A 23935-nucleotide genomic window follows, 5' to 3' on the forward strand; every position below is an offset into this window, starting at 1 on the left:
AGCCAGCAACAACTGTCAGATCTGACAGTCTTATATATTAATTCCGAATAAACCTAACAATACCCAGTCAAAAAACAATGGAACAAAGACAAACTATTGAAAGCCGGCACTGCATCTGCTCAGGGCTTCCAGCGGTCAGCCGCCGCGTAATCACTGTCGCGCCCCTCCACCCACCGCGGCCCCTCCGGTGTATTTTCCTTCTTCCAAAACGGCGCCCGCGTCTTCAGGTAATCCATCACAAACGCACACGCCTCAAACGCCGCTTGCCGGTGCGCACTGGCCGCGCCGACAAACACAATCGGCTCACCCGGTTCCAGCGCGCCAACACGATGCAGCACTTCCAGCTTGAGCAACGGCCAGCGCTGTTCGGCTTCCACGGCAATCTTGGCCAAGGCTTTTTCCGTCATGCCGGGGTAGTGTTCCAGGAACATCCCTGACACGTCGCGCCCGTCATTGAAGTCGCGCACATAGCCGACAAAGCTCACCACCGCGCCCACGCCCACGTTGGCCGCATGCATGGCGTTGACTTCGGCACCGGGATCAAAGGCTTCGACCTGCACACGAATGACCATGTTCAGCCTCCGGTCACGGGGGGAAAGAAGGCGACTTCATCGCCGGCTTGCACCGGCTCGTCGAGGCTACACAGCTCTTCGTTGCGCGCACACATCAGGCTCGCTTCGTTGAGCACGGCGAACTCCGGGTCAGCAGCCAGCGCGAGGCGTACGGCATCAACGGTGGCGAATTCACCTTCCATTTCCAGCGAATCGAAGCCCACCGCTTCAGCGTAGCGCGCAAAAAACAGCACGTTGATACTCATTGTTCATCCGCCTTGAAATGCCCACTCTTACCGCCCAGCTTTTCCAGCAGGCGAATACTCTCAATGGTCATGCCGCGATCCACCGCCTTGCACATGTCGTAGATGGTCAGCGCCGCGACACTGGCGGCGGTCAGGGCTTCCATCTCCACGCCGGTCTGGCCGGAGAGCTTGCAGCGCGCGAGGATATGCACAGCGTCCGCGCCGTCGGCACGCAGTTCCACCTTGACGCCGGTGAGCATCAACGGGTGGCACAGGGGGATCAAGTCACTGGTTTTTTTCGCTGCCTGGATCCCGGCAATGCGGGCCACGGCAAACACGTCGCCCTTGGGGTGGGCGCCGTCGACAATCATTTGCAGGGTGTCGGGCAGCATGCGCACCCGCGCTTCGGCCACCGCCTCACGGAACGTCACGGCTTTGTCGGTGACGTCGACCATATGGGCGCGACCTTGGGAATCGAGATGAGTCAGCACAGGGATACTCCTGATCAGGAGCAGCGATTGTAAACCTGTGGGTCAAAATTTGCGCAGGGCTGTTTATCCCACCCTGTAGGAGCGAGCTTGCTCGCGAAAAACTCACAGGCGCCGCGTTTACCCAGGGTGCACGCGTTATCGTTGACGTTTTTCGCGAGCAAGCTCGCTCCTACATTCAAGGTTAGAACAGGAAGGTAAACCCGGCATTGATCCCGTTGTTGTTACCGCGGTTGGACAGCAAGCCGCTGTAGTTCAACGACACCAGGGTGTCCTTGGTCAGCGCCATTTGCGCACTGGCCTTGATCACCGCGCCATCCCTGGCCACAGGCACGCTGTTGACGGCGAAGGCCGTGTCACTGCCGGCAAACTTCAGAGAAGCTTCACGATCGGTATCACCAAACTGGTGCTCCCAACCCAGCTCACCGCGCAGGGTCACCGCCGAGGTGGACGTGAGCGGCAGCTGGGTATGGCCACGCACGCCCAGGGTGGAGAGTGTCGCGTCCTGGCTTTGCTGGCTGGCATGCAAGGCTGCGGCACCGCCTTTTTCCTTGAACGAGTCGCTTTGATAGTTCAGGTACGTGAGGTTGGCGAAGGGTTCAAACACGGTCCATTGGGTGTAACCGATCTCGGCAAACACTTGGTCGGTACGCGCGTTGTAGTCGGCCTTGGCATGGTCCGACTGATTGGCATAGGCCACCCGTCGCGAAGTGTCCAGACGGTGCCAGGTGCTGGCACCGCCCAGGCGCAGGGCAATCGCCTCGAAGCGTTTGCCGCCATAGACCGACAGGTGATAATTGTCGCTGTCCGCCGACGCCGACTGGCCGTTGAGGTGGCTTTGGGTATAACCGGTCGCCGCGCCCACGCGCCAGCCGTCGTTCACCTCGGTGTCCAGGCCCAGCAGTACGCCGCTGGTGGACGAGGAGTAGCCGCTGGCGTTGTTGTCACCACTGACGTTGTTGCGTCCACCGAGTAGCTGTACCCAGCCGCCGTTGTCACGGCTGTCGATCTGCGCGCTGGAGTCCAGTGCCTGCGCTTGTTGCAGGCGAGCGTTGACCGCTTCACGCAGGTAGCGACTGTCGGCCATTTGCGCCGCCGCCACATCCGAGTGCAGTTGCCCCGACAGTTGCCTGAACCCTTCCCGCGCCTGAGCGGCGGAATCCGACGCCAGCAGGCTTTCATAGACCGGGCTGCCAGCGCCCAATGTCTCGGCTACCGTCGCCACCGACCGCTCATTGCGGGTTTGCGCGACGCTGGCGAAGGTGGTCTGGTTGCGGGCTATCGCCAGGGTCAACTGGTTCGGTTGATAGTTGAGCGCAGTGCCAATGAACAGGTAGTTGGGGGCGAACGCCGCAAACTGCCCCTGGATACCTTGGCTGGCGCTGAGGATAGTGAACTGCTGGCCCAGCAAGCTGCGCGCCTCGGTGACGGTCAACAGATTGGGGCTGTTCTCCAGGGACACGTTCACCACACCACCGTTGAGAGTCGCCACGCCATTGCTCTGGAGCTGGTCGCTCTGACCATTGGCGCCGACTTCGACGGCATACACCGAACCCGGATTGAACGTGACATCGCCGGTGCGCAGCGTGCCAATCGAATGCCCCGGGGCCACGCGCCCACCGTTGTTGACGGTCAAAGCGCCCACCGTGCCGTTGCCGGCCAGGGTGCCGCCCAGTGTGGTCATCACGCCGTTATCGGCATTGCGCATGCCCACGGCGCTGCCATCTACCGTCACGGCAGAGGTCAACGCGCCGTCCACCGACAATTTGCCACCGCGTACCCAAGTGCTGCCCGAATAGCTGTTATGGCCTTCCAGCACCAACTCGCCATCCCCGGACTTGACCAGGCTACCGACGTAGGTGCTGCCAGTGAGCAGGTCCTGGCCGCGGGTGAGTGTTGCCTGCTCGCGAGCATGACCGATGTCGTATTCGAACTGATCATCGGCCGAGGCATCGGCGGGCAGACCATTGAGCCAGCCTTTCTGCGCTTTAGTGGCGGCCCAGCTCGCCTGTTCGGCAGCGTCTTCTATGCGACGGGCGCGAATGGCTTCATCGGAAATCGGGTTGGCCCAGATATCGCGGGTACCGCTGGGCAACGCCACTGCCACCGCACCGAGGAACTGCCCCGGCCCCTGCATGGCTTTTTGCAGGTTGGGCAAGCCCCAACCACTGACCACACCTGGCACTTGCGGCGTACCCGGCGGCGCATCGTGCACCGGTTGCAGGTTGTCGTAGGTGCGGCCACCGGTCAGCGTGCCAACCGGCGTGTCCGGGCCATCCGGCGCTTGCAGGCTGGAGGTGGTCAGCAACACGTCCCGCGCTTGGCTGGGCGTCATATAGGGGAAGCGCTGCATCACCAACGCCAAGGCCCCGGAAACGCTCGGCGCGGCGGCCGAGGTGCCGTTGGCATTCGGGATAATTTCGCCCTCGGGGCCGGCAGATGGAATGCCCGACACGCCCATCACACACCACCATTTTGAGGTACCGCAGCGGTTGTAGACCTGGGCACTGGTCTCGTCATAGCCCGTGATCGAGAGAAACTTGCCTTCGATATCCGGCTTGAAAAACGGCAGGTTCGCGTTGGTGTCCGGGTTGGCGCCGTGGCTGTCGTTGCCCGCCGAGATGATCTGGATGAACGTGTTTTGCCGGGCCGCATCGGCCATGGCGTCCATCCAGGTTTTGTGCCCGGCGTGGGCCTTGTCCCAGAACGGGCGATAGGCGGCGGTCATGTCCTGCAGGTTTTGCGCGGCGCTGTCGCCGACGTTGCCGAAGTGGTTCTCCACGTCATCGCGCGAGCTCTGCCCCCAACTCTGGTTGACGATCGCCACGCTCTTCGCCGCCAGGGCGTTGTAGCTGGCCATGAATGCGTTGTAGTCGAGGTCGTTGGAGCCTTGGTAGCGGTCGTTGTCGCTGCCGCCGGTGTTGGCGACAAACAGATTGGCGTCAAAAGCAATGCCGTGCATACCGGTGCCGTTGCGGTTGGCGCCCAGCACCCCAGACATTTCCGTGCCATGCCCGTCGTTGAACGCCGGGTCGTATTCCCCTGGGATACTGAAAGGCTCACCCTGCTTGAACTCGCCGCTGGGCACTTCAAGGCGGTAGCGCGGATGGGTGGCGTAGTACTCGCCCGTGGAGGTCACCGCCTGCACCCGGTCCTGGCCCTGGGCATTTTTGCCCTGGAACTCGGAGTGTTCGGTGAGGATGCCAGAGTCGAGTACGCCGACATTCACCCCCTTGCCGGTGATGCCCAAGGCATAGGCGTAATACGCGTTGGTGCGGTCCAGGCCGGAATTGACCTGAGCTTCCGGGGTCTTCCAGGTTTGCGCGTTGGCACTCCAGTCACGGGTTGCGCCAGCCCAAGACTGGCCTGCGTTCAATTGCCCGCTCAGGTTGCTGCTCACGCCCGGCTCGACGTAGGTGTAAGGCTTGGCGGCCGGCAGGTTGGCGATAATGGCCTTGGAGAAGTCCAGAATATTGGTGGTGTAGCGGCCGCTGTTGCTGAACAGCCGGCTGCGGTAGTAATCCAGGCGCGAGGCGTAGTCCAGTGGCCGACGGGTGTCGCCGAGCATGGCGCCAATGGTCAAGTTTTCGGGTTGCAGCTCATAGTTTTGCTTGAGGGCCGAATCGAACTTGCCGGACTGGGCCGCGAAGTCCTTGGCCGCAAGATCGACAATATCCGCGTAGGCAAACCTGAGGTTTTTGTACACGGCAGTCTCAGGGCCGAATGAGGCGACGGCTGTCCTGAACGCCGATTCCAACACCTGCGGGGTGTAAGGGTTGTCGTCTGCCCTGGCCACGGAACCGTGGCCCAGCCATAAGGCCAGGCCGAGTGCTATGGGTGTGAGGGGTGTGGTCTTGAAACGGGGGGTGCGATTGCGTTGCGACACAGTGAAGCCATTACCTGCTACGTCCATTTTCCTTTCCCTTTGGATATGTGCGTCATCAATGAGCGGTGTTTCGGGCTTTTGTAATAGGCAGGGTCACGGTGAAAACCCTGGACAGGTTTTCTAAACGTTCGTCGAATCAAGGAGGTGGTGTTCCGACGGGGTCTTGCAGTGTTCTTATAGTTTTTACCGCAAGAAAAAATGTAACAAAATAATTACAGAGACCACAAGCACCCGGGACGCGTTAACGCAGGCAAATGTCGCACAAAACAAAAACCCCGGACTTCGTGAAAAATCCGGGGCTTTTCGTCGCAGGTTCGCTGCAGTTACAGATGGGACTCGGCGTATTCAGCCAGAATCGAACGGGGTACCCCTTGCAGCGCAATGTGCACGCCGTTCGGGAAGTCTTTGAAGCGTTCCGTCAGGTAAGTCAGCCCGGAGCTGGTCGCGGACAGGTAAGGGGTGTCGATCTGCGCCAGGTTGCCCAGGCACACCACTTTGGAACCGGCGCCCGCACGGGTGATGATGGTTTTCATCTGGTGCGGCGTAAGGTTCTGGCATTCATCGATCAGAATCAGGCTTTGCTGGAAGCTGCGACCTCGGATGTAGTTGAGGGATTTGAACTGCAACGGCACTTTGCTGAGGATGTAGTCGACGCTGCCATGGGTGTTTTCGTCATCCATGTGCAAGGCTTCGAGGTTGTCGGTAATCGCCCCCAGCCACGGCTCCATTTTTTCCGCCTCGGTACCGGGCAGAAAGCCGATTTCCTGATCCAGGCCCTGCACGCTGCGGGTGGCGATGATGCGGCGATAGCGTTTGGTGACCATGGTCTGTTCGATGGCGGCGGCCAGGGCCAGGATGGTTTTGCCTGAACCTGCGGCGCCGGTCAGGTTGACCAGGTGGATGTCCGGGTCGAGCAGCGCGTAGAGCGCCAGGCTCTGGTAGATATCACGTGGTTTCAGGCCCCAGGCTTCCTGGTGCAACAGGGGTTCCTGATGCAGGTCGAGGATCAGCAGCTTGTCGACCTGGATCTCTTTGATCCAGCCCACAAAGCCCTGTTCATCGACGATGAACTCATTGATATGCACGGCCGGCAGGTTGTCGATCAGCTGTACCTGGTGCCAGGTACGGCCGTGGTCCTGACGGGTTTCGACCTTGCTCACACGGTCCCAGAACGAGCCGGTCATCATGTGATAACCACGGGACAACATCGACACGTCGTCGACCAGTTGGTCGGTGCTGTAGTCCTCGGCAGCGATCCCACACGCTCGTGCCTTGAGGCGCATATTGATGTCTTTGGTCACCAGCACCACGCGCAGGTCCTTGTCGCGCGCATGCAGGTCGATCAATTGGTTGATGATTTTGTTGTCGTTCAGGTTTTCCGGCAGCAGGCTGTTGGGCTCGCTGCGCTTGCTCATCAGGATCGACAGCAAGCCCTTCGGGCCGCCCTTGCCACGCTGGATCGGTACGCCAACTTCAACGTCCTCGGGCGAGGCTTCACCCAGGGTCTTGTCGATCAGGCGGATGGCCTGGCGGCATTCGGCGGCAACGCTGTGGTGGCCGCTTTTGAGTTTGTCGAGCTCCTCAAGCACGATCATCGGGATGGCGACGTGGTGTTCTTCGAAGTTCAGCAGTGCGTTTGGATCGTGGATCAATACGTTGGTATCAAGCACATAAAGGATTGGCTGGTCGGAAGAAGGGTTACGTCCATGATCATCCATACTCGGTCACCTTTGTGGGAGCCATTCGACGCAATACCTGGGCGGTGCTGCGCCTCGATTCGACCACCGATTGCACCTTGAGTAAGGTCAAGTGCAGTGCCCACAGGAGGAGTCTTGGAAGACGCCACCTGTGCTGCAGGTTTCGGCGATCTGACTTCGTAATACCGCAAAACCCATGACAGGAAAAAGCACTTTGACGCTTTTTTGAAGTTTATTTTTCAGGATGACGAATAGCACTAGCCGAGTGCCATGTACCCCGTTAAAGTCGGAAGTCCGCCTGCATCGAAATGTCGCAGCAAATCGCCCCGAAAACACCCCTCCCCCAACAAAAACGGGCACTTCATCGAAATGCCTCGCGGCACTCCTGCCAACCCAAGCCACTCTGCGCCGTCGCCTGCAATACCATCGGCAATGCCACCCGCGCCTTGTCCTGAGTGTCGTGAAACACGATCACGCCTTTGCGCCACAGCAGCATCAACGTCAGCACCCGTTGCGCCGACTCATCGGCCTTGAGCTTGCCCGGCTCGTCCTGGGAATCGATGTCCCATAACGCCACTTGCAGGCCCTGTTGCTGGAAGAAGCCCTGGCTGTCTGCGCGGCGCTGCCCATACGGTGGGCGGAACAAGGGCACATAATTTTCCGGCATCAGGTTCTGTACCAGCCCGGCACTGCGGGTGATGGAGCTTTGCCAGTCGACCCAATGGCTGTGGGAGCGGTACTGCCAGCCCTGAAGCCCCACGCACTGCCCTTGGTACAGCGCCTGCACATCGGCGGCGGAACTGCGCTCCACGCGGGTTTGCAAGCTGCTGCCAAGGACAAAGAACGTCGCGTTCATCTTTTGCTTGCGCAGGTAATCGGTGAGCCAGTCGGTATTGCCGCTGACCGGTGCAGGGCCACCGTCAAAGGTCAGCAAAAACATCCGGTCATTGAGTTCATCACCGTTGCGCTCATGATCGCCAAAGCGCGCCACTTCACTGCTGATCTGCGGAAACAGCGCGGCCTTGCGCAACAGCTCGTCCAGATAGCGCTCATGAAAGTGCCGGCTAGGGGCGGCCCAGCCTATATAGAAAGAGTTGTCACTGACCTCGAACTTGCCGGCCTGCTCACGCAGGTCGTCCATGTTTTCCACCAGGTAGCAGAACGAGGCGTCTTCTTCGCAGCTCTGCTGGGCGAATGTGTAGTTCTCCAACAGCCGTTGCCAGAGCTGGCGACGCAGGTCGTCGATGGCGGCCAGGTTGATGATCTTCAACCCCAAGCGCTGCTTGAGCGCGGCGTCGTCCAGGGCTTCGCTGGCGAGCAGGCCGTGGGCAAACATCAGAATCTCCGCACGCGAAGCCACATCGAACAGCGCCGGGCTGGTGAGTTTTTCCGGCCAGGTACCACGGTCCAGGCTGGCGACATCCACCGGCGCGGCCTGGGCATTCAGGCACAGCAGGCAAGCGGACAATAAAAGCGCTAATCGCACGCGGGGTCTCCCTCTGCAGAGTCGTCGGCCACTATAGCTGATCACGTCCGCCCAGATGGCATTGGCCAGGTTCGACGGGCCTCTGGCTGGCCATGACGGATAAGTCCTACAGCTATTGCCCCTCCAATAAGTAAGAGACCTCTTGATTCCCTCCACCCTATTGAAGGGCTCGCTTACGGCTTCCTAAGATCGGCCCCTACCTGCGGCTCTGCGAGCAGCATGTTCCCCATCGTGTCCCGGCTGACGGCAATTGCAATTGGCGGGGCAACAGGAAAAAAGGAAGCTCCATGCCCCGCCAAAGCGACCTGCGATTCACGTTCGAGCCCTTGAAAGGCGATGCCTTCGATGTGGTGTCCTTCACGCTTGAAGAAGGCCTGTCCCAGCCGTTCAAACTGCATTTGGAACTGGCCAGCCACAACGCCGCCATCGACTTCAATAACGTGCTCGACCTGGCAGGGCTGTTCACGATCTGGCGCGGCGAAATGCCGGTGCGCTACGTACACGGCCTGGTCAGCCTGTTCACCCAGGGAGACACCGGCTTCCATCGCACCCGCTACACCGCCGTCATCGAACCGACCCTGGCGCGTTTCGACCTGCGCTCCAACTGGCGCATCTTTCAGGGCCAGACCGTGCCCGACATCATCACCAACGTGCTTGCCGAGCATCGGCTAACCGACATCCGCCGCGAAATCTGCTTCGATCATCAGCGCCGCGAATACTGCGTACAGGCCGGCGAAACCGACCTCGATTTCATCGCCCGCCTCGCGGCCGAGGAAGGCCTGCTCTACACCTTCGAACACCGCGACGACGGCCACACCCTCGTCCTCGCCGACCGCGTCGGCGGCCTGGGTACCATCGGCACGCACAAACATTGCCCCGTGATCTACCAACCCATGGCCGGCGGCGATGCCACGGAACCGGCCTTGACCCGTTTTCACTACACCGAACAAGTACGCACCGCCCGCCAGGTACAACGCGACTACACCTTCACCCACCCGCGCTACGACCAACAGCACACCGCCACCGGCGACCAGGACCTGAAAAACCAGCACAAGGACTACGAGCGCTACGACTACCCTGGCCGCTACAAACGCGACATCGCCGGCAAACCCTTCACCAAGACCCGGCTGACCGCCCTGCGCAATGACGCCAAACTGGCGCACCTGGCCGGTGACGACGCGCGCCTGCAACCGGGGCTGGCGTTCGACCTCAACGAGCATCCCCGCGAAGACTTCAACGACCGTTGGCGCACCATCGCCATCACCCACGAAGGCAAACAGCACACCAGCTTGGAGGCAGAGGCGTTCGGCAGCGGCCACGGCACCTCTTATGAAATGACCGCCAGCGCCATCCGCTGGACCTCAGATTGGAAAGCGCCGCTGCGCCCCAAACCCTGCATCGACGGCCCGCAGATCGCCACGGTGGTCGGGCCGCCAGGGGAAGAGATTTACTGCGATGAATGGGGCCGGGTGAAAGTGCAGTTTCCGTGGGATCGCACGGACAAAAACAACGATCACAGCTCATGCTGGATTCGTGTGGCTCAAGGCTGGGCGGGAGAGCTTTGGGGCGCCATGGCCATCCCACGTGTGGGTCAGGAACTGATCATCGGCTACCTTGATGGCGATGCCGATCAGCCTATCGCTATCGGTCGGGCATACCGGCAAACCAACCTGCCACCGTATGAGCTGCCCAAGCACAAGACACGGATGACCATCAAAAGCCGAACTCATAAAGGCGAAGGCTTCAATGAGCTGCGTTTTGAGGATGAACTCGGGCATCAGGAAGTGTTCATCCATGCCGAAAAGGACAAGAACGTCCACATCAAAAACAACAACGGCATCTTTGTCGGCAACGACCGCAAGGAGCGAGTCGAGCACAACGAAACCATCTCCATCGGCGACCACCGCACCGAGGACGTCGGCCAGAACGAAACCATCAGCATCGGTGCCAACCGCAGCGTAACCATCGGTGGCAACAAGGCCGAGACCATCAAGCTGGCCAAAGCTGAAACCATCGGTTTAGCCAAGGCATTAACGATTGGCGCGGCCTACCAGACCAGCGTTGGCGCGGCCATGAACACCACCGTGGGCCTGAGCCAAAGCGAGCAGGTCGGCATCCATAAATCGGTGGCGGTGGGCAAGAAATTCACCATCGACGCCGGGGATGAATTCAAGGTCACGGTGGGCAAATCCACCTTGGTGATGAAGTCCGACGGCACCGTACTGATCAATGGCCGCACCTTCGATTTCAGCGCCAGCGGCGCGGTGCAGATCAACGGCAAAGACGTGGATATCAACTAGGGGGCGTCATGGAATTTCGCAATCTGACGCCTTTTGATGCGCTGTGTTTCAGCGCCCTGGGCATGGACGACCAAGAGTACCCGGTGCTGGTTTTGAAGGTGGGCTATCGGTTGATACCCATTGACGAGCAGCCGGGGCAGTTTCGGGCCGAGGTACTGGATGAGGATCCGTTGGCCCTATGCACCGCTGATCGCTACTACGGCGAGGAAGGGGCAAGCAGCGTCTGCGAGGAAAGCGACCTGGCGCCATTCAAACCACGCTGTGATGTGATCGTTGCGGGCCATGCTCATGCGCCACAAGGCCAACCAGCAACGCAGTGGACCGCCGGGCTGCGCATCAGTGCGCCGCTGGCGCCACCGCCCAACATCGAGGTGCCCCTGCCGACGCCGCTGAGTCCCGGCGAACGACTGACCGAGTACCAGCTAATGGAATGGCAAGCCGCCCGGCAAGAAGCTTCTAAGCGTCGGGCCGATGCGCCGAGGCGCCATTACTTGCTGGACAAGCAACTCAAATTCACCGGCCCTCGCCAATTCCGTCACAGCTTGTTCGGCGGCTGGCAATTGTCCGAACCTCAGCCCGCAACGTGTGTTCCGCTGCGCTGGGAATATGCCTTCGGTGGCAGCAGCGTAGTGCCTAATCCCGAGCATGCGGTTGATGCAAACACTGCGCCCTATCTGCTCAACGAAGTTTGCTACAGCAACCCACTGGGCTGCGGCTGGATCGACAAGCGTCAAGAAGACCTTGGCTATCAACTGGACAAGCCGCTGCGCGAACTCCGCGCGCCACAGATAGAGCCCATCGACAAACCGGTGTGGCGTCTGGATCGGGTCAAACACCCCCAGGATGAACCGGACGCCCGTGGCATGGCACAGCTCGCGGCCAGCTACAAAAACCAACCGGTTGGATTCGGCGTGGTTGGGCGTGCCTGGGCGCCTCGCCTGCCCTTGGCCGGGAGCTATGACGAGGTTTGGCAGCGGGAATGCTGGCCGGGCTTGCCACGGGATTTCGACTTTGCCTACTGGAACGGTGCGCCGGTTGATCAACAGATCGAATTTCCGCCGCCCGCGTTTCGTCTTGAACTGTTCAACCTGACCGCCCCTGGCCTTACGCCCGACGGCACATTGTGCGTCGAACTGCCCGGCCATCGCCCGTTTGTCCTAATGCGCCTGCACAACGGCGCCATGCTGCCGCTGCCCATGCTCACCGATACCCTGCGCATCGACACCGAAGCCATGACCTTGGCGCTGACCCACCGCATCAGCCTGCCCAATCACCTGGGCATTCGCGTATTGGAAGGGCGCTTCGAAACGGATCCAAATGCACCGCTGATAAAGCGTGCTGCAAAGGAGGTGCTCTGACATGGCCGATAACGTCATCGCTCGCAAACAAGGCAAATGGAAGGTGGTCAGCCTCGTCCCCGACGTGTGCAAGACGCCGATGGGCAGTGCCATCCCGCCGGTGCCCTACCCGGTCACCGCCGAGCTGAAAACCGCTACCGGCGTGGCCAAATCGGTACGTGCCAACGGCAATCCCGTGGTGGTGTTCGACAAGAGCCTGGTACCGACCACCAAGGGGGATGGAGCTGGCGCCGCCAAAGGTATCAAGAGCAACACAGTCGGCGGCAAATGCTACCCGTTGGAGAAGAGCAGCAGCGTACGCGCCGAAGGCAAGTTGGTAGTGCGCCATGACGACAAGTTCTGGATGAATGGGGCTTAGCGCATGGCCGAACCAATCAACTTGGCACCGGTGCGGGTGCATGCGGTCAGTGTACCCGTCCGACGTCCTGCCGACAGCATCGCCGGCCCGGACGAAATGATGCTACAGCTCGGCGAGAACGGCGGCGTGCAAGTCGACCTGTTTGGGCGGGATACACAAGGTAATGAACTGCACGAAAGCCGGGAAATGCAGGAGTATGAATACGAGGAAATGCGCAAACGCTACTTGCGCGCCGAATTGGCGACGATGCCGCCGTTCAGTTCGTTCAAGAGTGGCAACACCATTGGGCGGGTGGTGGGTGAGACGGTGCCGGCTCAGGTGTCGGTCAGCGAGGCCAATCCACCGATTGAGGCTGAAACCGAAGAAGAAGCCATCACCGGAGAACAGATCCTAGATGGCATCCAGCTGGGCTTGGATGTGGTGGGTCTGATCCCCGTGGTCGGGGAAGTGGCCGATATTGCGAGCGGTATCATTAGCCTTTTTCGCGGTGACTACGTGGGCGCAGGTCTTTCGCTGCTCTCGGCAATCCCGTTTGTTGGCTACGCGGGCGCCGCTGGCAAGGCCGCCCGATACAGTGCGAAGATGGCCGAAGCGTCGGGCAAAACGGGTAAGGAGGTTGTTGAGAGAGAGACAAAGGAAGCGGTCGAAAAGAGGGCAAAAGAGGCGGCGGAAAAGAGAGCAAGGGAAGAGGCAGCATATAAACGCGATTTAGAAACTAAGGATGGACAAAACGGAGCAAAAGTAAAAACACGTAAAAATAGCAAAGAGAAAGGAAAATGCGGCGAATGGCTCGCATCTATGGACATGATTGCGGATGGTTTCGATGAGGTGATCAGTGTTGAAAATAACTCCGGTCACGGCGTGGACCTCATCGGAAGAAATAGTAGGACGGGAGAAGTCAAAGTATGGGAGGTCAAAACCACCGACGGCACCGCTCCAGGTCGTCTCAGCGAGGCTCAGAGGAGCCTAGGAGGTGAAGGCTTTACAAATGATCGACTTGCGAAAGCTGCCAGAGGGAGTGGCAACTACGGCAAAGTTCCGGCCGCGATGCGCAATGCTCGAAAAGCACAAGGCTGGTTACAAGATGCAAGAAAAAATAAACTTCCTCCGACATACGAAAAGTATGATGTATTTATAGATGATCTAGAGAAAGGGTGCAGCAAGCATCCCAACCGACCGGCAAAACCTACAACTTGGTAACAAGAGAAGCAATAAGGGCATAACAAATGAATTCGACTACACACATAATTAAACTTGATAAAAAAGTCAGAAAATGGATATACAACTGGATCAGCACCCCCACGCCAAAAGAATTATTCCTAGATGAGCCGGTAAGCGCATTTACCGACTATCTGAATGGGCAAGATATTGCGCACACTCTTGGAGATCAGGCCGAAAATTTAGCAACCTGGCATCTAATTCATTATGAAAGCACTGCACTTAACAACAATCATGACTTTAGAGAACTGGCAAATGCATCGTTCTATTATGGCCAAATGCTTGAGCTAAAAGAAACATTGGCCAATAGCGGAAAAGGCGGATCAGTTCTCCCGGCAGTGTCGGCACTTTCATTTTCCCTGGCAGCAATTTTGGGCTGGAAGAATCAATGCGCGCTACGATTCAACATAATAAGAAGGGGCCTAGATACGCCGCTACTAAATCTCCAAAACAATGAAAAACATGAAACAGGAACGCTATTTCGCCACTTCTGGTTTCTGATAGAGCTCTACGCAAAAAGCACTAACAAAGACATAGATACATCACCATACTCGTACCCGCCAGAACTCTCCCCTTACCAGCAAGCCCTCAACAACTGGGACACTGCAGACCAGGCACTCTTACAAGTATTAATTTCTTCAATGGCGGACTTTCACCTTTCAAATGCAAGAACGCCACCACAGGATAACGTGCTTGAATTTGATTATGAAGAACGTATGCTCTTCCCATACGAAATTCTTGCATTTCTCAGAATTCGAGAGTGGGCTAACCTTAAAAATCCGTCAAGCTTTGATCACCCGCTAATGCAACACCCACTAGCTCAGCTACCTGCTACTCTCATCGAACAAGATAATGAACACTTTAGTAATGTAATTGATAAATTCAAAAAAGAGTTTCCTATTGATAATTGAAAGCCACAAGGAAGAAATCCTTGCACGCTAGCCTCTAAGAAGTTGCCGCTATTCCCTTTGCAGGTGATGCGCTAAAAGGCGGTGTACTTATTGAAAAAGGCATCAACAAAGCCGGAGCTCGGGGTGGCAGGGAGATATTCGGAAGAGCTGCACTTGTCGTTGGAAAAAAGGCAATAGATCTACCTTTACCTAAAGGGAAAAATGGCGGGAAATTTTCAGGTGTGAAAAGTCTTTATTACGACCTTACAAACCAGGCACATGCAAAGCAAAAGGTTTGACAGGCCATCATGTCGTACCAGACCCCGCATTCAGACGAGGTCCACGCCAAGGCCCCAACAGAAAACGAATCCCTGAAGGTATCCCACCAGGGTCCCGTGGGACAGTCGGCGCGGGTGACTTCTAAAGGAAGTTAAAGATGTCCTTAAAACAACCTAATTCGCTGATTATGAATACTGGATCAGCAATCAACAGGGACATGTATTACATGTCATGCTCATTCGTAGATCGCACTTTTGACGAACCTTATTCTCGACTTTTTTTCTACCAAGACAAAAATAAGGACAAGTGGTTCTATCATGACCTGCCAGACTTGCATGTGGTCTCAACCTGCTTCCCTCCGCCAACCTCAGGAGCAACACGTAAAATCTACGCACTCAGCGAAGAAGGCTACGTTGAGTGCTTTAGCAGAGATGCAATTAGCGTTGAGAAGATACAAGATGCTGGCCTCGACCCATCCAGTAAAATGTATGGATACGTCAACAAGATAAAGCATATAGATGGTCAGTTGTATAGCTGCGGCCACAGAGGACAGATTTATAGAAGAAACGAGTCCACCTGGGAGCATTTTGATGATGGCATACTTCAAAAAAATAAGTTAATCATAGCAAACACTGACATGAGCTTTATGGAGAGCGTAAAGCTTTCCATAGACGAAACCCTTGACTTGTTTGATATAGACGGTTCAACGGGCGATATCTACGTTGTCGGAACTGATGGCTTTCTTGCAAATCACGATGGGGTTCAATGGCACAAATTACCTCGCCTCACAGCCGCGGACCTTCATTGTATATATATTTCATCCTCTGGAATTGTCTGGGTCGTTGGTTCACAGGGGACAATAATCAATGGGAGCGCACGATTGGGTTTTAAAGTGCTCGCCCGAAAGAAAACAGATGCTGACTTTTATTCAGCAACTGAGTTCCAAAACAATATCTACATCGGAGCCAATAACGGCATTTACAAAGTCATCGACAATACAATCAAAAAGGTCGACATTACCGCTAAAGAGGTCAGCTCCATCGAATCAAAAGACGGTGTCATGTGGGCACTTTCATCTGAAAAATTACTGCGTTTTGATGGGGTTCGCTGGGACGAGTTCGTCCACATAGACAACTAACCACGCCTATAAATTTAATGACCCCCTCCAAAACTATGTATTTTTTTGGAAGATATACCGGAGGCAAACCATGAATGAAGAGCAGTTTTTCAAAGACTTCGATGCCCATCGCTGGGACTTCACCATTGTCGACCAAGAAGACGAAGAGCAGCCGGTCCTTCAGGTTGGGTTAGTGGTAACTTTTTACCTAGCAGATGCTTACCTTCCAGCTCGCCGAAAACACATTGCTGAGGCGTTTGAGCTTTACTGTAGGCATTTCGGTGAAAACCTGATTTGGGGATACATGGGCAGTGAAAAAATAATAAAGCAAGATTTTTGCTCAGAAACGATGAACAGCTGCCTTTCTTACATTCAATCTGATGGATTTTCTGACTCGGCGTCTTTTATGTGGTCATCACAACAAGGGTTCGAGCATCCAGGGAAATACATGTTCGAAGCACTACTTCCAGTGGAATGGTTAGAGCGAATTCACAGTGCGCTAACAACAATAAGATTCCACCTCCCAGTAGAAGAACTAAAAAACAAGGAAGGCATTAACTTTGAAAAACTCATTGTAGACATGTGCAATATTTTACGCCCTTTGCATGGATCCGCAGGACTGGGCATTCAAAATAGTTACGAAATACAAAATTATCAGCACGTCGAATATGAGCTATTAGAAAACTATAGGGGCTTGGATTTAACGCTCTTGATTGCAAACGAGAGCTGGCGCACCGGCTACAGCAACCTCAACTGGTATACCTACCTTGCCCACCATTGGGTAAGCAAATTAGGGACAACCGAGGATTTGCTCGAACAACTCAACGACATACGCATAGGCATTTTGCCTTACGAATGGGGCACCATTTTTCGTGCTGGAGACTGGCCTGCCTTGGGCAAAGCGGATGTCGACCCTCGCCCCGAGCTGTATGTGATGGTCAATGAAGTGCTCAAACCCTTGCGAGTCAGCAATATTGGCTCGCTGCACTACGGCTCGATTGCCGGTGAAGTGCGCCTCAACGAGCGCACCAGCAACCAATGGATGCGCCGTTTTGACCTTCCCAGCGACTCGCCGAAGCACCCGCCTTCACCGCTTTATCGCCGTGTATCAGCAGCGGAGCAACAACAGTTGAACGCTAGCAGGCAGATGCTTGGTGACCTTTTCAGCCAAGCCCCTGACGGTAAATTCAAACTGTAATCAACCCCTTCTGGCTTCAGCTAATACAGGCTCTGTCGCCTTCACTGGCAAGGCCTGAGCATCGGCAACGGGGTCGGCGTCGACCTCAGTGATTAATTACCGGATTTGGAGCAGTTGTGCACGACTGGAGAAAAAAATGAGTGAGCCCACACCCAGCAAAAACATGCCTGCAACAGGACATAACAATCAGCTCTTCAACTACTTGCCACAGGACGCCAGTAACGAAGAGGCCGCCCTCAGCGTGGAGCAAGCCAAGCCGAAGCCGCCCGTACTGCTGGCAGACCCTGAATACGATATACGCGGCGTGGCCTGGAACCCGCTGTGCGACGCCGCCACGCCGCTGATCGGCCTGGTCATCCGCCTGCGCCGTCTGGACCACCACGATGACGTACCGGCGCTGTACCAAAGCGTCAGCAACCAGATCATCGCGATCATGGAAGAAGTCCGCCAGCTCGACTACGACGCCAGCATGCTCAAGGCCTACTCCTACAGCCTGTGCCTGTTGGTGGACGAAGTGGTCATGCGCACCACCTGGGGCAGGCTCTCTACCTGGAGCGGCCGCTCATTGCTCAGTCAATTCCACGGCGAGACCCAAGGCGGCGAAAAATTCTTCACCATCATGAACAACATGATTCCCGACGCCGCCAAGTACCAGCATGTGCTGGAGTTCATGTACCAATGCCTGATCTCCGGCCTCAAAGGCAAATACGGCGCCCATAGCAAGGGCGATGACGAAATACACAAAATCATCGACCAGTTGCACGGTCTGCTGCGCCCTCTTCGTGGCGAAACACCCAAGCGCCTGACCGACCCGCTGACCAACGTCGCGCCGCGCAACTACCGGATCAAACGCGCCTGGCCATTGTGGACGCCCTGGGCGATGGCTGCCGTAGTACTGACGGTCGCCTACGCGGTCTACTCGATTCGCTTGAACACCATCACCCAGCAAGTATTGGCGTCTCTGGAGCGGATCCTCAGCCTCTAGTCGTTTTCCAGAGCGCTCGTCCAGCGGTCGTATCGGCGCCAACATGTGCCTATCACCATCATAGGTGGAGTCAAAACGCCCAACCCCCTAGAATCGCGCCCACGCTACACGCCACGATTCCAGGAGCCAACTTCATGCTGATGGTGATTTCCCCCGCCAAAACCCTCGACTTCGAGTCCAAGCCGGTCACTGCGCGCTTCACCCAGCCGCAGTACCTGGACCACTCCCAGGAACTGATCGAGCAACTGCGCGAACTGAGCCCGGCGCAAATCAGTGAGTTGATGCACGTCTCCGACAAGATCGGTGGCCTCAACGCCGCGCGCTTCGGCAGCTGGACACCGGCCTTCACTGCAGACAACGCCAAGCAGGCGCTGCTGGCGTTCAAGGGCGATGTGTATACCGGCTTGAATGCCGAGACGTTCAGCGATGCCGATTTCAGCTACGCCCAGGACCACCTGCGCATGCTCTCGGGGCTCTACGGCTTGCTGCGCCCGTTGGATTTGATGATGCCGTACCGCTTGGAGATGGGCACCAAGCTGGCCAATGCCCGTGGCAAGGACCTCTATGCCTTCTGGGGTACGCGCATCAGCGAGTGGTTGAATGAAGCACTGGCCGAGCAAGGCGACGATGTGCTGCTCAACTTGGCGTCCAATGAGTATTTTTCGGCGGTCAAGCGCACGGCGTTGAAGGCGCGGATCATCAATACCGAGTTCAAGGACCTGAAGAACGGTCAGTACAAGATCATCAGCTTCTACGCGAAAAAAGCCCGAGGCATGATGAGCCGGTTTGTGATTGAAGAACGCATCAACGACCCGGCGAAGCTCAAGCAGTTCGATGTGCAGGGTTACCGCTTCAATGCGGAGCAGTCCAAGCCGGACAACTTGGTGTTTTTGCGCGATCACGCACCGGAATAAGGCCTGTACAGCCACCCACATCAACTGTGGGAGCTGGCTTGCCTGCGATAGCGGTGGGTCATCCGACTCACCTGTTGCTGATACACCGCTATCGCAGGCAAGCCAGCTCCCACATTTTTGTCTGCATTTCAGCCCCGGGATCGTCATTTATTTGGCGTCAAAAATATCCAGACACATCCCTAACAATTTCTTCACTCGACACTCGTCGGTTTTTTTCGTAGTGGCACCACTTTTTTTTAACGGTAGTGGCACAAAACTATCCTCTCGCACCAACTCCCCATAACTACTGGCCTAAATAGCAAGTGCTATCAATATAGTACCAGTGCCATCTTTTCTAATATTTCAAAAAATTTCCGGAAAGGGGATGAGCGGCCCGGAACTTCGTCCTGAAGCACCGCTCATACCACCGGTAACGAAATTCTCTGTTTACGTAAGAGATGACTTACATACCGACCAATGGAAGTAGCCAAGTTGTCATAAAGCACTTTGGCTCGAGGGTCATATCATCAACTGATTGAGTTGAGGGCGGCGATAAGGACTCATTGCCAACCCCCTAAAGGCCAAGGCAGCGCTGACCTAAATGAGCCAGTGTTAACACCCAAGGCATTGATATCAAAAGGCTTCTTGCCTGTATCAAAGCCCAGCGGCACTGGCGCCGGACCCTTCCGCCACGGAAAACCGGCTGCATTTCAGGGCAAGCCCCAATAACAAGGCCACGTTGCGCACAACTTGAGTGCAATAGTTAGTCACTCGCTATTTAACATGCCTGCACGCGGTAAGTCGGCGTCTATTCGCCTAACTTTCGCGGCATCAGTGACGCTTGCAAACATGAACTCCGGCCATCTAATGGCATGATTTAAACATAGAGGTAATTGCGATGCGCATCAGCATATTTGGTTTGGGTTACGTTGGCGCCGTGTGTGCCGGTTGCCTGTCTGCCCGTGGCCATGAAGTGGTCGGCGTAGACATCTCCAAGGAAAAGATCGACCTGATCAATGCGGGTAAATCCCCCATCGTTGAACCAGGTCTGGGCGAACTGTTGAGCCAAGGCATCGCAACCGGTCGACTGCGCGGTACCACCAACTTCGCCGAAGCCATCCGCGACACCGACCTGTCGATGATCTGCGTGGGTACGCCGAGCAAGAAAAACGGCGACCTGGAACTGAACTACATCGAGTCAGTATGCCGCGAAATCGGTTTTGTACTGCGCGACAAGACCACCCGCCACACCATCGTGGTGCGCAGCACCGTACTGCCAGGCACCGTGGCCAACGTGGTGATCCCGATCCTCGAAGACTGTTCCGGCAAGAAAGCCGGCGTTGATTTCGGCGTCGCGGTCAACCCGGAGTTCCTGCGTGAATCCACCGCCATCGCCGACTACGACCTGCCGCCGATGACCGTCATCGGTGAGTTCGACACCGCCTCCGGCGATGTCCTGCAGTCGCTGTACGAAGAACTCGATGCGCCGATCATCCGCAAGGACATCGCCGTCGCCGAAATGATCAAGTACACCTGCAACGTGTGGCACGCCACCAAAGTCACCTTCGCCAACGAGATCGGCAACATTGCCAAGGCTGTCGGCGTCGACGGTCGCGAAGTGATGGAAGTGGTCTGCCAGGACAAGACCCTCAACCTGTCCCAGTACTACATGCGCCCAGGCTTCGCCTTCGGTGGCTCGTGCCTGCCAAAAGACGTGCGCGCCCTCACCTACCGCGCCGGCTCCCTGGACGTGGAAGCGCCACTGCTCAACTCGCTGATGCGCAGCAACGAGTCCCAGGTACAGAACGCCTTCGACATCGTCTCCAGCCACGAAAAACGCAAAGTTGCGCTGCTGGGCCTGAGCTTCAAGGCCGGCACCGACGACCTGCGCGAAAGCCCGCTGGTAGAACTGGCAGAAATGCTGATCGGCAAGGGCTACGACCTGAGCATCTACGACAGCAACGTCGAATACGCCCGTGTGCACGGCGCGAACAAGGACTACATCGAGGGCAAGATCCCCCACGTGTCGTCCCTGCTCAACTCGGATTTCGATGATGTGATCAACAACTCCGACGTGATCATCCTCGGTAACCGTGACGAGAAGTTCCGTGCCCTGGCGCATAACGCTCCGGAAGGCAAACAAGTGGTCGACCTGGTGGGCTTCATGTCCAAGGCCACCAGCGTGAGCGGCCGTACCGAAGGTATTTGCTGGTAACAGCAACGGCAAGTTTCAGGCTGCAAATGGCTTTATCCCCAGCGCTTGCAGCCTGAAGCCTCCTCACCTTGCGGATGACGCTTATGTCCAAGTTAAAACATGTATTTCTGCAATCGGCCGGCTGGCTGTTCTTTCTCAGCCTGCTGATGGGTCTCGCCCTGCTGTTGCCGGCGAGCACCTTCGATTCGCAATCGAAGAATTTTATTTTCCTGATTGGTGCCGTGGGTATCTGGCGCTACTCGATGGGCGCGACGCATTTCTTTCGCGGCATGCTGTTCCTGTACGTGGTGTACCCGCACCTGCGCCGCAAAGTGCGCAAGCTGGGCAAAGCCGCCGACCCGTCCCATGTGTTCCTGATGGTCACCAGTTTTCGTATCGACGCGCTGACCACCGCCCAGGTCTACAGCTCGGTGATTCGCGAAGCCATCGACTGCGGCTTCCCCACCACCGTGGTGTGCTCGCTGGTGGAAATGTCCGATGAGCTGCTGGTCAAAAGCCTCTGGGAAAAGCTCAACCCGCCGGCTCACGTCAAGCTCGACTTCGTGCGCATCGCCGGTACCGGCAAGCGTGACGGCCTGGCGTTTGGTTTCCGCGCCATCTCCCGCCACTTGCCCGACGACCGCGCCGTGGTCGCCGTGATCGATGGCGACACCGTGCTGGCCGAAGGCGTGGTGCGCAAAACCGTGCCGTGGTTCCAGCTGTTCGGCAATGTCGGTGGCCTGACCACCAACGAATTCTGCGAAGTGCGCGGCGGCTACATCATGAGCGAATGGCACAAACTGCGCTTCGCCCAACGCCACATCAACATGTGCTCCATGGCCCTGTCCAAGCGCGTGCTGACCATGACCGGGCGCATGTCGGTGTTCCGTGCCAGCGTAGTGACCGACCCGGGCTTTATCGCCGATGTGGAAAGTGACTCGCTGCAACACTGGCGCCTGGGCCGGTTCAAGTTCCTCACCGGGGATGACAAGTCCAGCTGGTTCAGCCTGATGCGCCTGGGCTACGACACCTTCTACGTGCCGGATGCGGCGATCAACACCGTGGAACACCCGCCGGAAAAGAGCTTCATCAAGGCCAGCCGCAAGCTGATGTTCCGCTGGTACGGCAACAACCTGCGCCAGAACTCCCGCGCGCTCGGCCTGGGCGTACGTCGCCTCGGCCTGTTCACCAGCGTGGTGTTGTTCGACCAGCGCGTGTCGATGTGGACCTCCTTGCTCGGCCTGACCGTGGCCATGATCGCCACCTTCAAGTACGGCGGCGCGTTCATCCTCGCCTACCTGCTGTGGATCGGCATCACCCGCCTGATCCTCACCCTGCTGTTGTCGTGCTCCGGCCACAAGATCGGCCCGGCCTACCCGCTGATTCTCTATTACAACCAGATCATGGGCGCGTTGGTGAAGATCTACGTGTTCTTCCGCCTTGATCAACAGTCCTGGACACGCCAGGACACCAAACTGACCCGCGATTTGGCCAGCTTTCAACGTTGGTTCAACACCTGGTCGTCTCGGACCATGACCTTCTCCGCCGGCAGCATCTTCGTTGCCGTGTTGCTGATGATGGTCTGACCCTGCCAAGCCTGAATTAACTAGGAAATCGAATACTATGAACAGCCAAGTAAACGCCAACGTTGTCCACGAATCCGAAGCCCAGCGCCAACACGCCCGGGTGAAAATCCCGGCCAAGCTGCGCTTCTTCAACAGCGACCGCACGCCGACTGAGGCGAAGGTTATCGACCTGTCCGCCGGCGGCCTGGCCTTCACCGCCACCCAGCCGCTCACCATCGGCCAAGTGCACAAAGGCCGCCTGCAGTTCGTGATCGATAACCTCGGCCTGGCCATGGACGTGGAGCTGCAGATTCGCTCCTACGACCGCCAGACCGGCCGCACCGGTTGCCAGTTCCAGAACCTCGATGCCCAGGATATTTCCACCCTGCGCCACCTGATCACCTCGCACCTGTCCGGCGACATCGTGACCATGGGCGACGTGCTCGCGACCCTGCAACGCGACAACTTCACCAAGGCACGCAAGGTCAAGGACGGCGGCAGCGGCATGACCGCGTTCGGTCGCCTGCGCGCCGTGACCTTCAGCCTGGCGATCTTTTTGGTGGGCCTGGCGGCCTTCGGTTTTGTGGTCAAGTCGCTCTACGGCATGTACTTCGTCAGCCACGCCCAGGCCGGCCTCGTCAGCGTACCGGGCATGAACGTGACCATGCCCCGTGACGGCACCGTACAAAGCCTGCTCAAAGGTGATTCGGTAGCGGCCAAAGGCGCGCCGTTGGCGACCTTCAGCACCAGCATGCTCGATGTGCTCAAGGGCCACCTGGACGAAGACCAGTTGCAACCGGCCAAGGTCGAGGAACTGTTCGGCAAGCAAATGACCGGCACCCTGACCTCGCCGTGCGATTGCGTGGTGGCCCAGCAACTGGTCGCCGACGGCCAGTACGCCAGCAAGGGTGATGTGATCTTCCAACTGGTGCCACGCGGCAGCCAGGCCAATGTGGAAGCGCGCTTCAGCTATCGCCAGTTCGGTGATGTGCGCCCAGGTACGCAGGTGAACTTCCAGGTCGCCGACGAAGAACAAGTGCGCACCGGCACCATCGTCAGCAGCACCAGCCTGAACAGCGCCGACCTGTCTTCTGACATCCGCGTGCAGATCAAGCCTGATGCACCGCTGGACAGCACCTATGCCGGCCGCCCGGTGGAAGTCACCAGCGACCGTGGCCCATCGCTGAACTGGCTGATCGACAAAGCCATGGCTCACGGTCTGTAAGC

Annotated in this window: 18 protein-coding genes; 12 read left to right on the forward strand and 6 right to left on the reverse strand. The window is 57.3% G+C overall.

Going from position 1 to position 23935, the window contains the following annotated elements; translation table 11 throughout:
* Window positions 1-119: 119 nt before the first annotated feature.
* The 6 genes from moaE to CRN80_RS02665 form a co-directional block, all read right to left on the reverse strand.
* The gene (moaE, locus tag CRN80_RS02640; RefSeq protein ID WP_098949516.1) at window positions 120-572 is read right to left on the reverse strand and encodes a molybdopterin synthase catalytic subunit MoaE; all 453 of its coding nucleotides are present in this window, start codon (window positions 570-572) and stop codon (window positions 120-122) included.
* Between the two features lie 2 nt (window positions 573-574).
* On the reverse strand, window positions 575-817 hold the full coding sequence (gene moaD, locus CRN80_RS02645) for a molybdopterin converting factor subunit 1 (RefSeq protein WP_014717016.1): 243 nt from the start codon (window positions 815-817) through the stop codon (window positions 575-577).
* The gene (moaC, locus tag CRN80_RS02650) at window positions 814-1287 is read right to left on the reverse strand and encodes a cyclic pyranopterin monophosphate synthase MoaC (protein WP_032893473.1); all 474 of its coding nucleotides are present in this window, start codon (window positions 1285-1287) and stop codon (window positions 814-816) included. Before moaC ends, moaD begins: the two co-directional genes overlap by 4 nt.
* Before the next feature lie 181 nt (window positions 1288-1468).
* Entirely contained in the window at window positions 1469-5197 is a 3729-nt protein-coding gene (locus CRN80_RS02655) for an autotransporter domain-containing protein (protein ID WP_098949517.1), read from the reverse strand.
* Window positions 5198-5493: 296 nt separating this feature from the next.
* On the reverse strand, window positions 5494-6888 hold the full coding sequence (locus CRN80_RS02660; RefSeq protein ID WP_003188745.1) for a PhoH family protein: 1395 nt from the start codon (window positions 6886-6888) through the stop codon (window positions 5494-5496).
* A 340-nt stretch (window positions 6889-7228) separates the two neighbouring features.
* Window positions 7229-8353, reverse strand: coding sequence for a polysaccharide deacetylase family protein (locus CRN80_RS02665; protein WP_098949518.1), 1125 nt, complete (start codon window positions 8351-8353; stop codon window positions 7229-7231).
* A gap of 287 nt (window positions 8354-8640) precedes the next feature.
* Here CRN80_RS02665 and CRN80_RS02670 point away from each other — a divergent pair, with 287 nt between their 5' ends.
* The 12 genes from CRN80_RS02670 to CRN80_RS02730 all read left to right on the forward strand — a co-directional run bounded on the left by CRN80_RS02670 (window position 8641) and on the right by CRN80_RS02730 (window position 23933).
* Entirely contained in the window at window positions 8641-10653 is a 2013-nt protein-coding gene (locus CRN80_RS02670) for a type VI secretion system Vgr family protein (RefSeq protein WP_098949519.1), read from the forward strand.
* A gap of 8 nt (window positions 10654-10661) precedes the next feature.
* On the forward strand, window positions 10662-12011 hold the full coding sequence (locus CRN80_RS02675; RefSeq protein ID WP_098949520.1) for a DUF2169 domain-containing protein: 1350 nt from the start codon (window positions 10662-10664) through the stop codon (window positions 12009-12011).
* Between the two features lies 1 nt (window position 12012).
* On the forward strand, window positions 12013-12369 hold the full coding sequence (locus CRN80_RS02680) for a DUF4150 domain-containing protein (RefSeq protein ID WP_098949521.1): 357 nt from the start codon (window positions 12013-12015) through the stop codon (window positions 12367-12369).
* 3 nt (window positions 12370-12372) lie between these two features.
* On the forward strand, window positions 12373-13569 hold the full coding sequence (locus CRN80_RS02685; RefSeq protein ID WP_098949522.1) for a hypothetical protein: 1197 nt from the start codon (window positions 12373-12375) through the stop codon (window positions 13567-13569).
* A 26-nt stretch (window positions 13570-13595) separates the two neighbouring features.
* Window positions 13596-14498: a hypothetical protein gene (locus tag CRN80_RS02690; RefSeq protein ID WP_057710963.1), complete on the forward strand. Its 903-nt coding sequence runs from the start codon at window positions 13596-13598 to the stop codon at window positions 14496-14498.
* Window positions 14499-14913: 415 nt separating this feature from the next.
* Window positions 14914-15894: a hypothetical protein gene (locus tag CRN80_RS02695; RefSeq protein WP_098949523.1), complete on the forward strand. Its 981-nt coding sequence runs from the start codon at window positions 14914-14916 to the stop codon at window positions 15892-15894.
* A gap of 70 nt (window positions 15895-15964) precedes the next feature.
* Entirely contained in the window at window positions 15965-17071 is a 1107-nt protein-coding gene (locus CRN80_RS02700; protein ID WP_098949524.1) for a type VI immunity family protein, read from the forward strand.
* 136 nt (window positions 17072-17207) lie between these two features.
* Window positions 17208-18056: a type IVB secretion system protein IcmH/DotU gene (icmH, locus tag CRN80_RS02705; protein ID WP_098949525.1), complete on the forward strand. Its 849-nt coding sequence runs from the start codon at window positions 17208-17210 to the stop codon at window positions 18054-18056.
* A 134-nt stretch (window positions 18057-18190) separates the two neighbouring features.
* Window positions 18191-18970 (forward strand): peroxide stress protein YaaA, encoded by a 780-nt coding sequence (yaaA, locus tag CRN80_RS02710; protein ID WP_044271969.1) that lies wholly within the window; start codon window positions 18191-18193, stop codon window positions 18968-18970.
* A gap of 877 nt (window positions 18971-19847) precedes the next feature.
* Window positions 19848-21164 carry a nucleotide sugar dehydrogenase gene (locus CRN80_RS02715; RefSeq protein ID WP_032893483.1) on the forward strand — a complete coding sequence of 439 codons (1317 nt, stop codon included), beginning with the start codon at window positions 19848-19850 and terminating at the stop codon, window positions 21162-21164.
* An 83-nt stretch (window positions 21165-21247) separates the two neighbouring features.
* On the forward strand, window positions 21248-22729 hold the full coding sequence (gene alg8, locus CRN80_RS02720; protein WP_003188740.1) for a mannuronan synthase: 1482 nt from the start codon (window positions 21248-21250) through the stop codon (window positions 22727-22729).
* Window positions 22730-22766: 37 nt separating this feature from the next.
* A complete protein-coding gene (locus tag CRN80_RS02730; protein WP_032893484.1) occupies window positions 22767-23933 on the forward strand; it encodes an alginate biosynthesis protein Alg44 in 1167 nt (388 codons plus the stop codon).
* The last annotated feature ends 2 nt before the right edge of the window (window positions 23934-23935 follow it).

The sequence above is a fragment of the Pseudomonas sp. FDAARGOS_380 genome, from assembly GCF_002591235.1.
Classification (GTDB): Bacteria; Pseudomonadota; Gammaproteobacteria; order Pseudomonadales; family Pseudomonadaceae; genus Aquipseudomonas; species Aquipseudomonas salmasensis.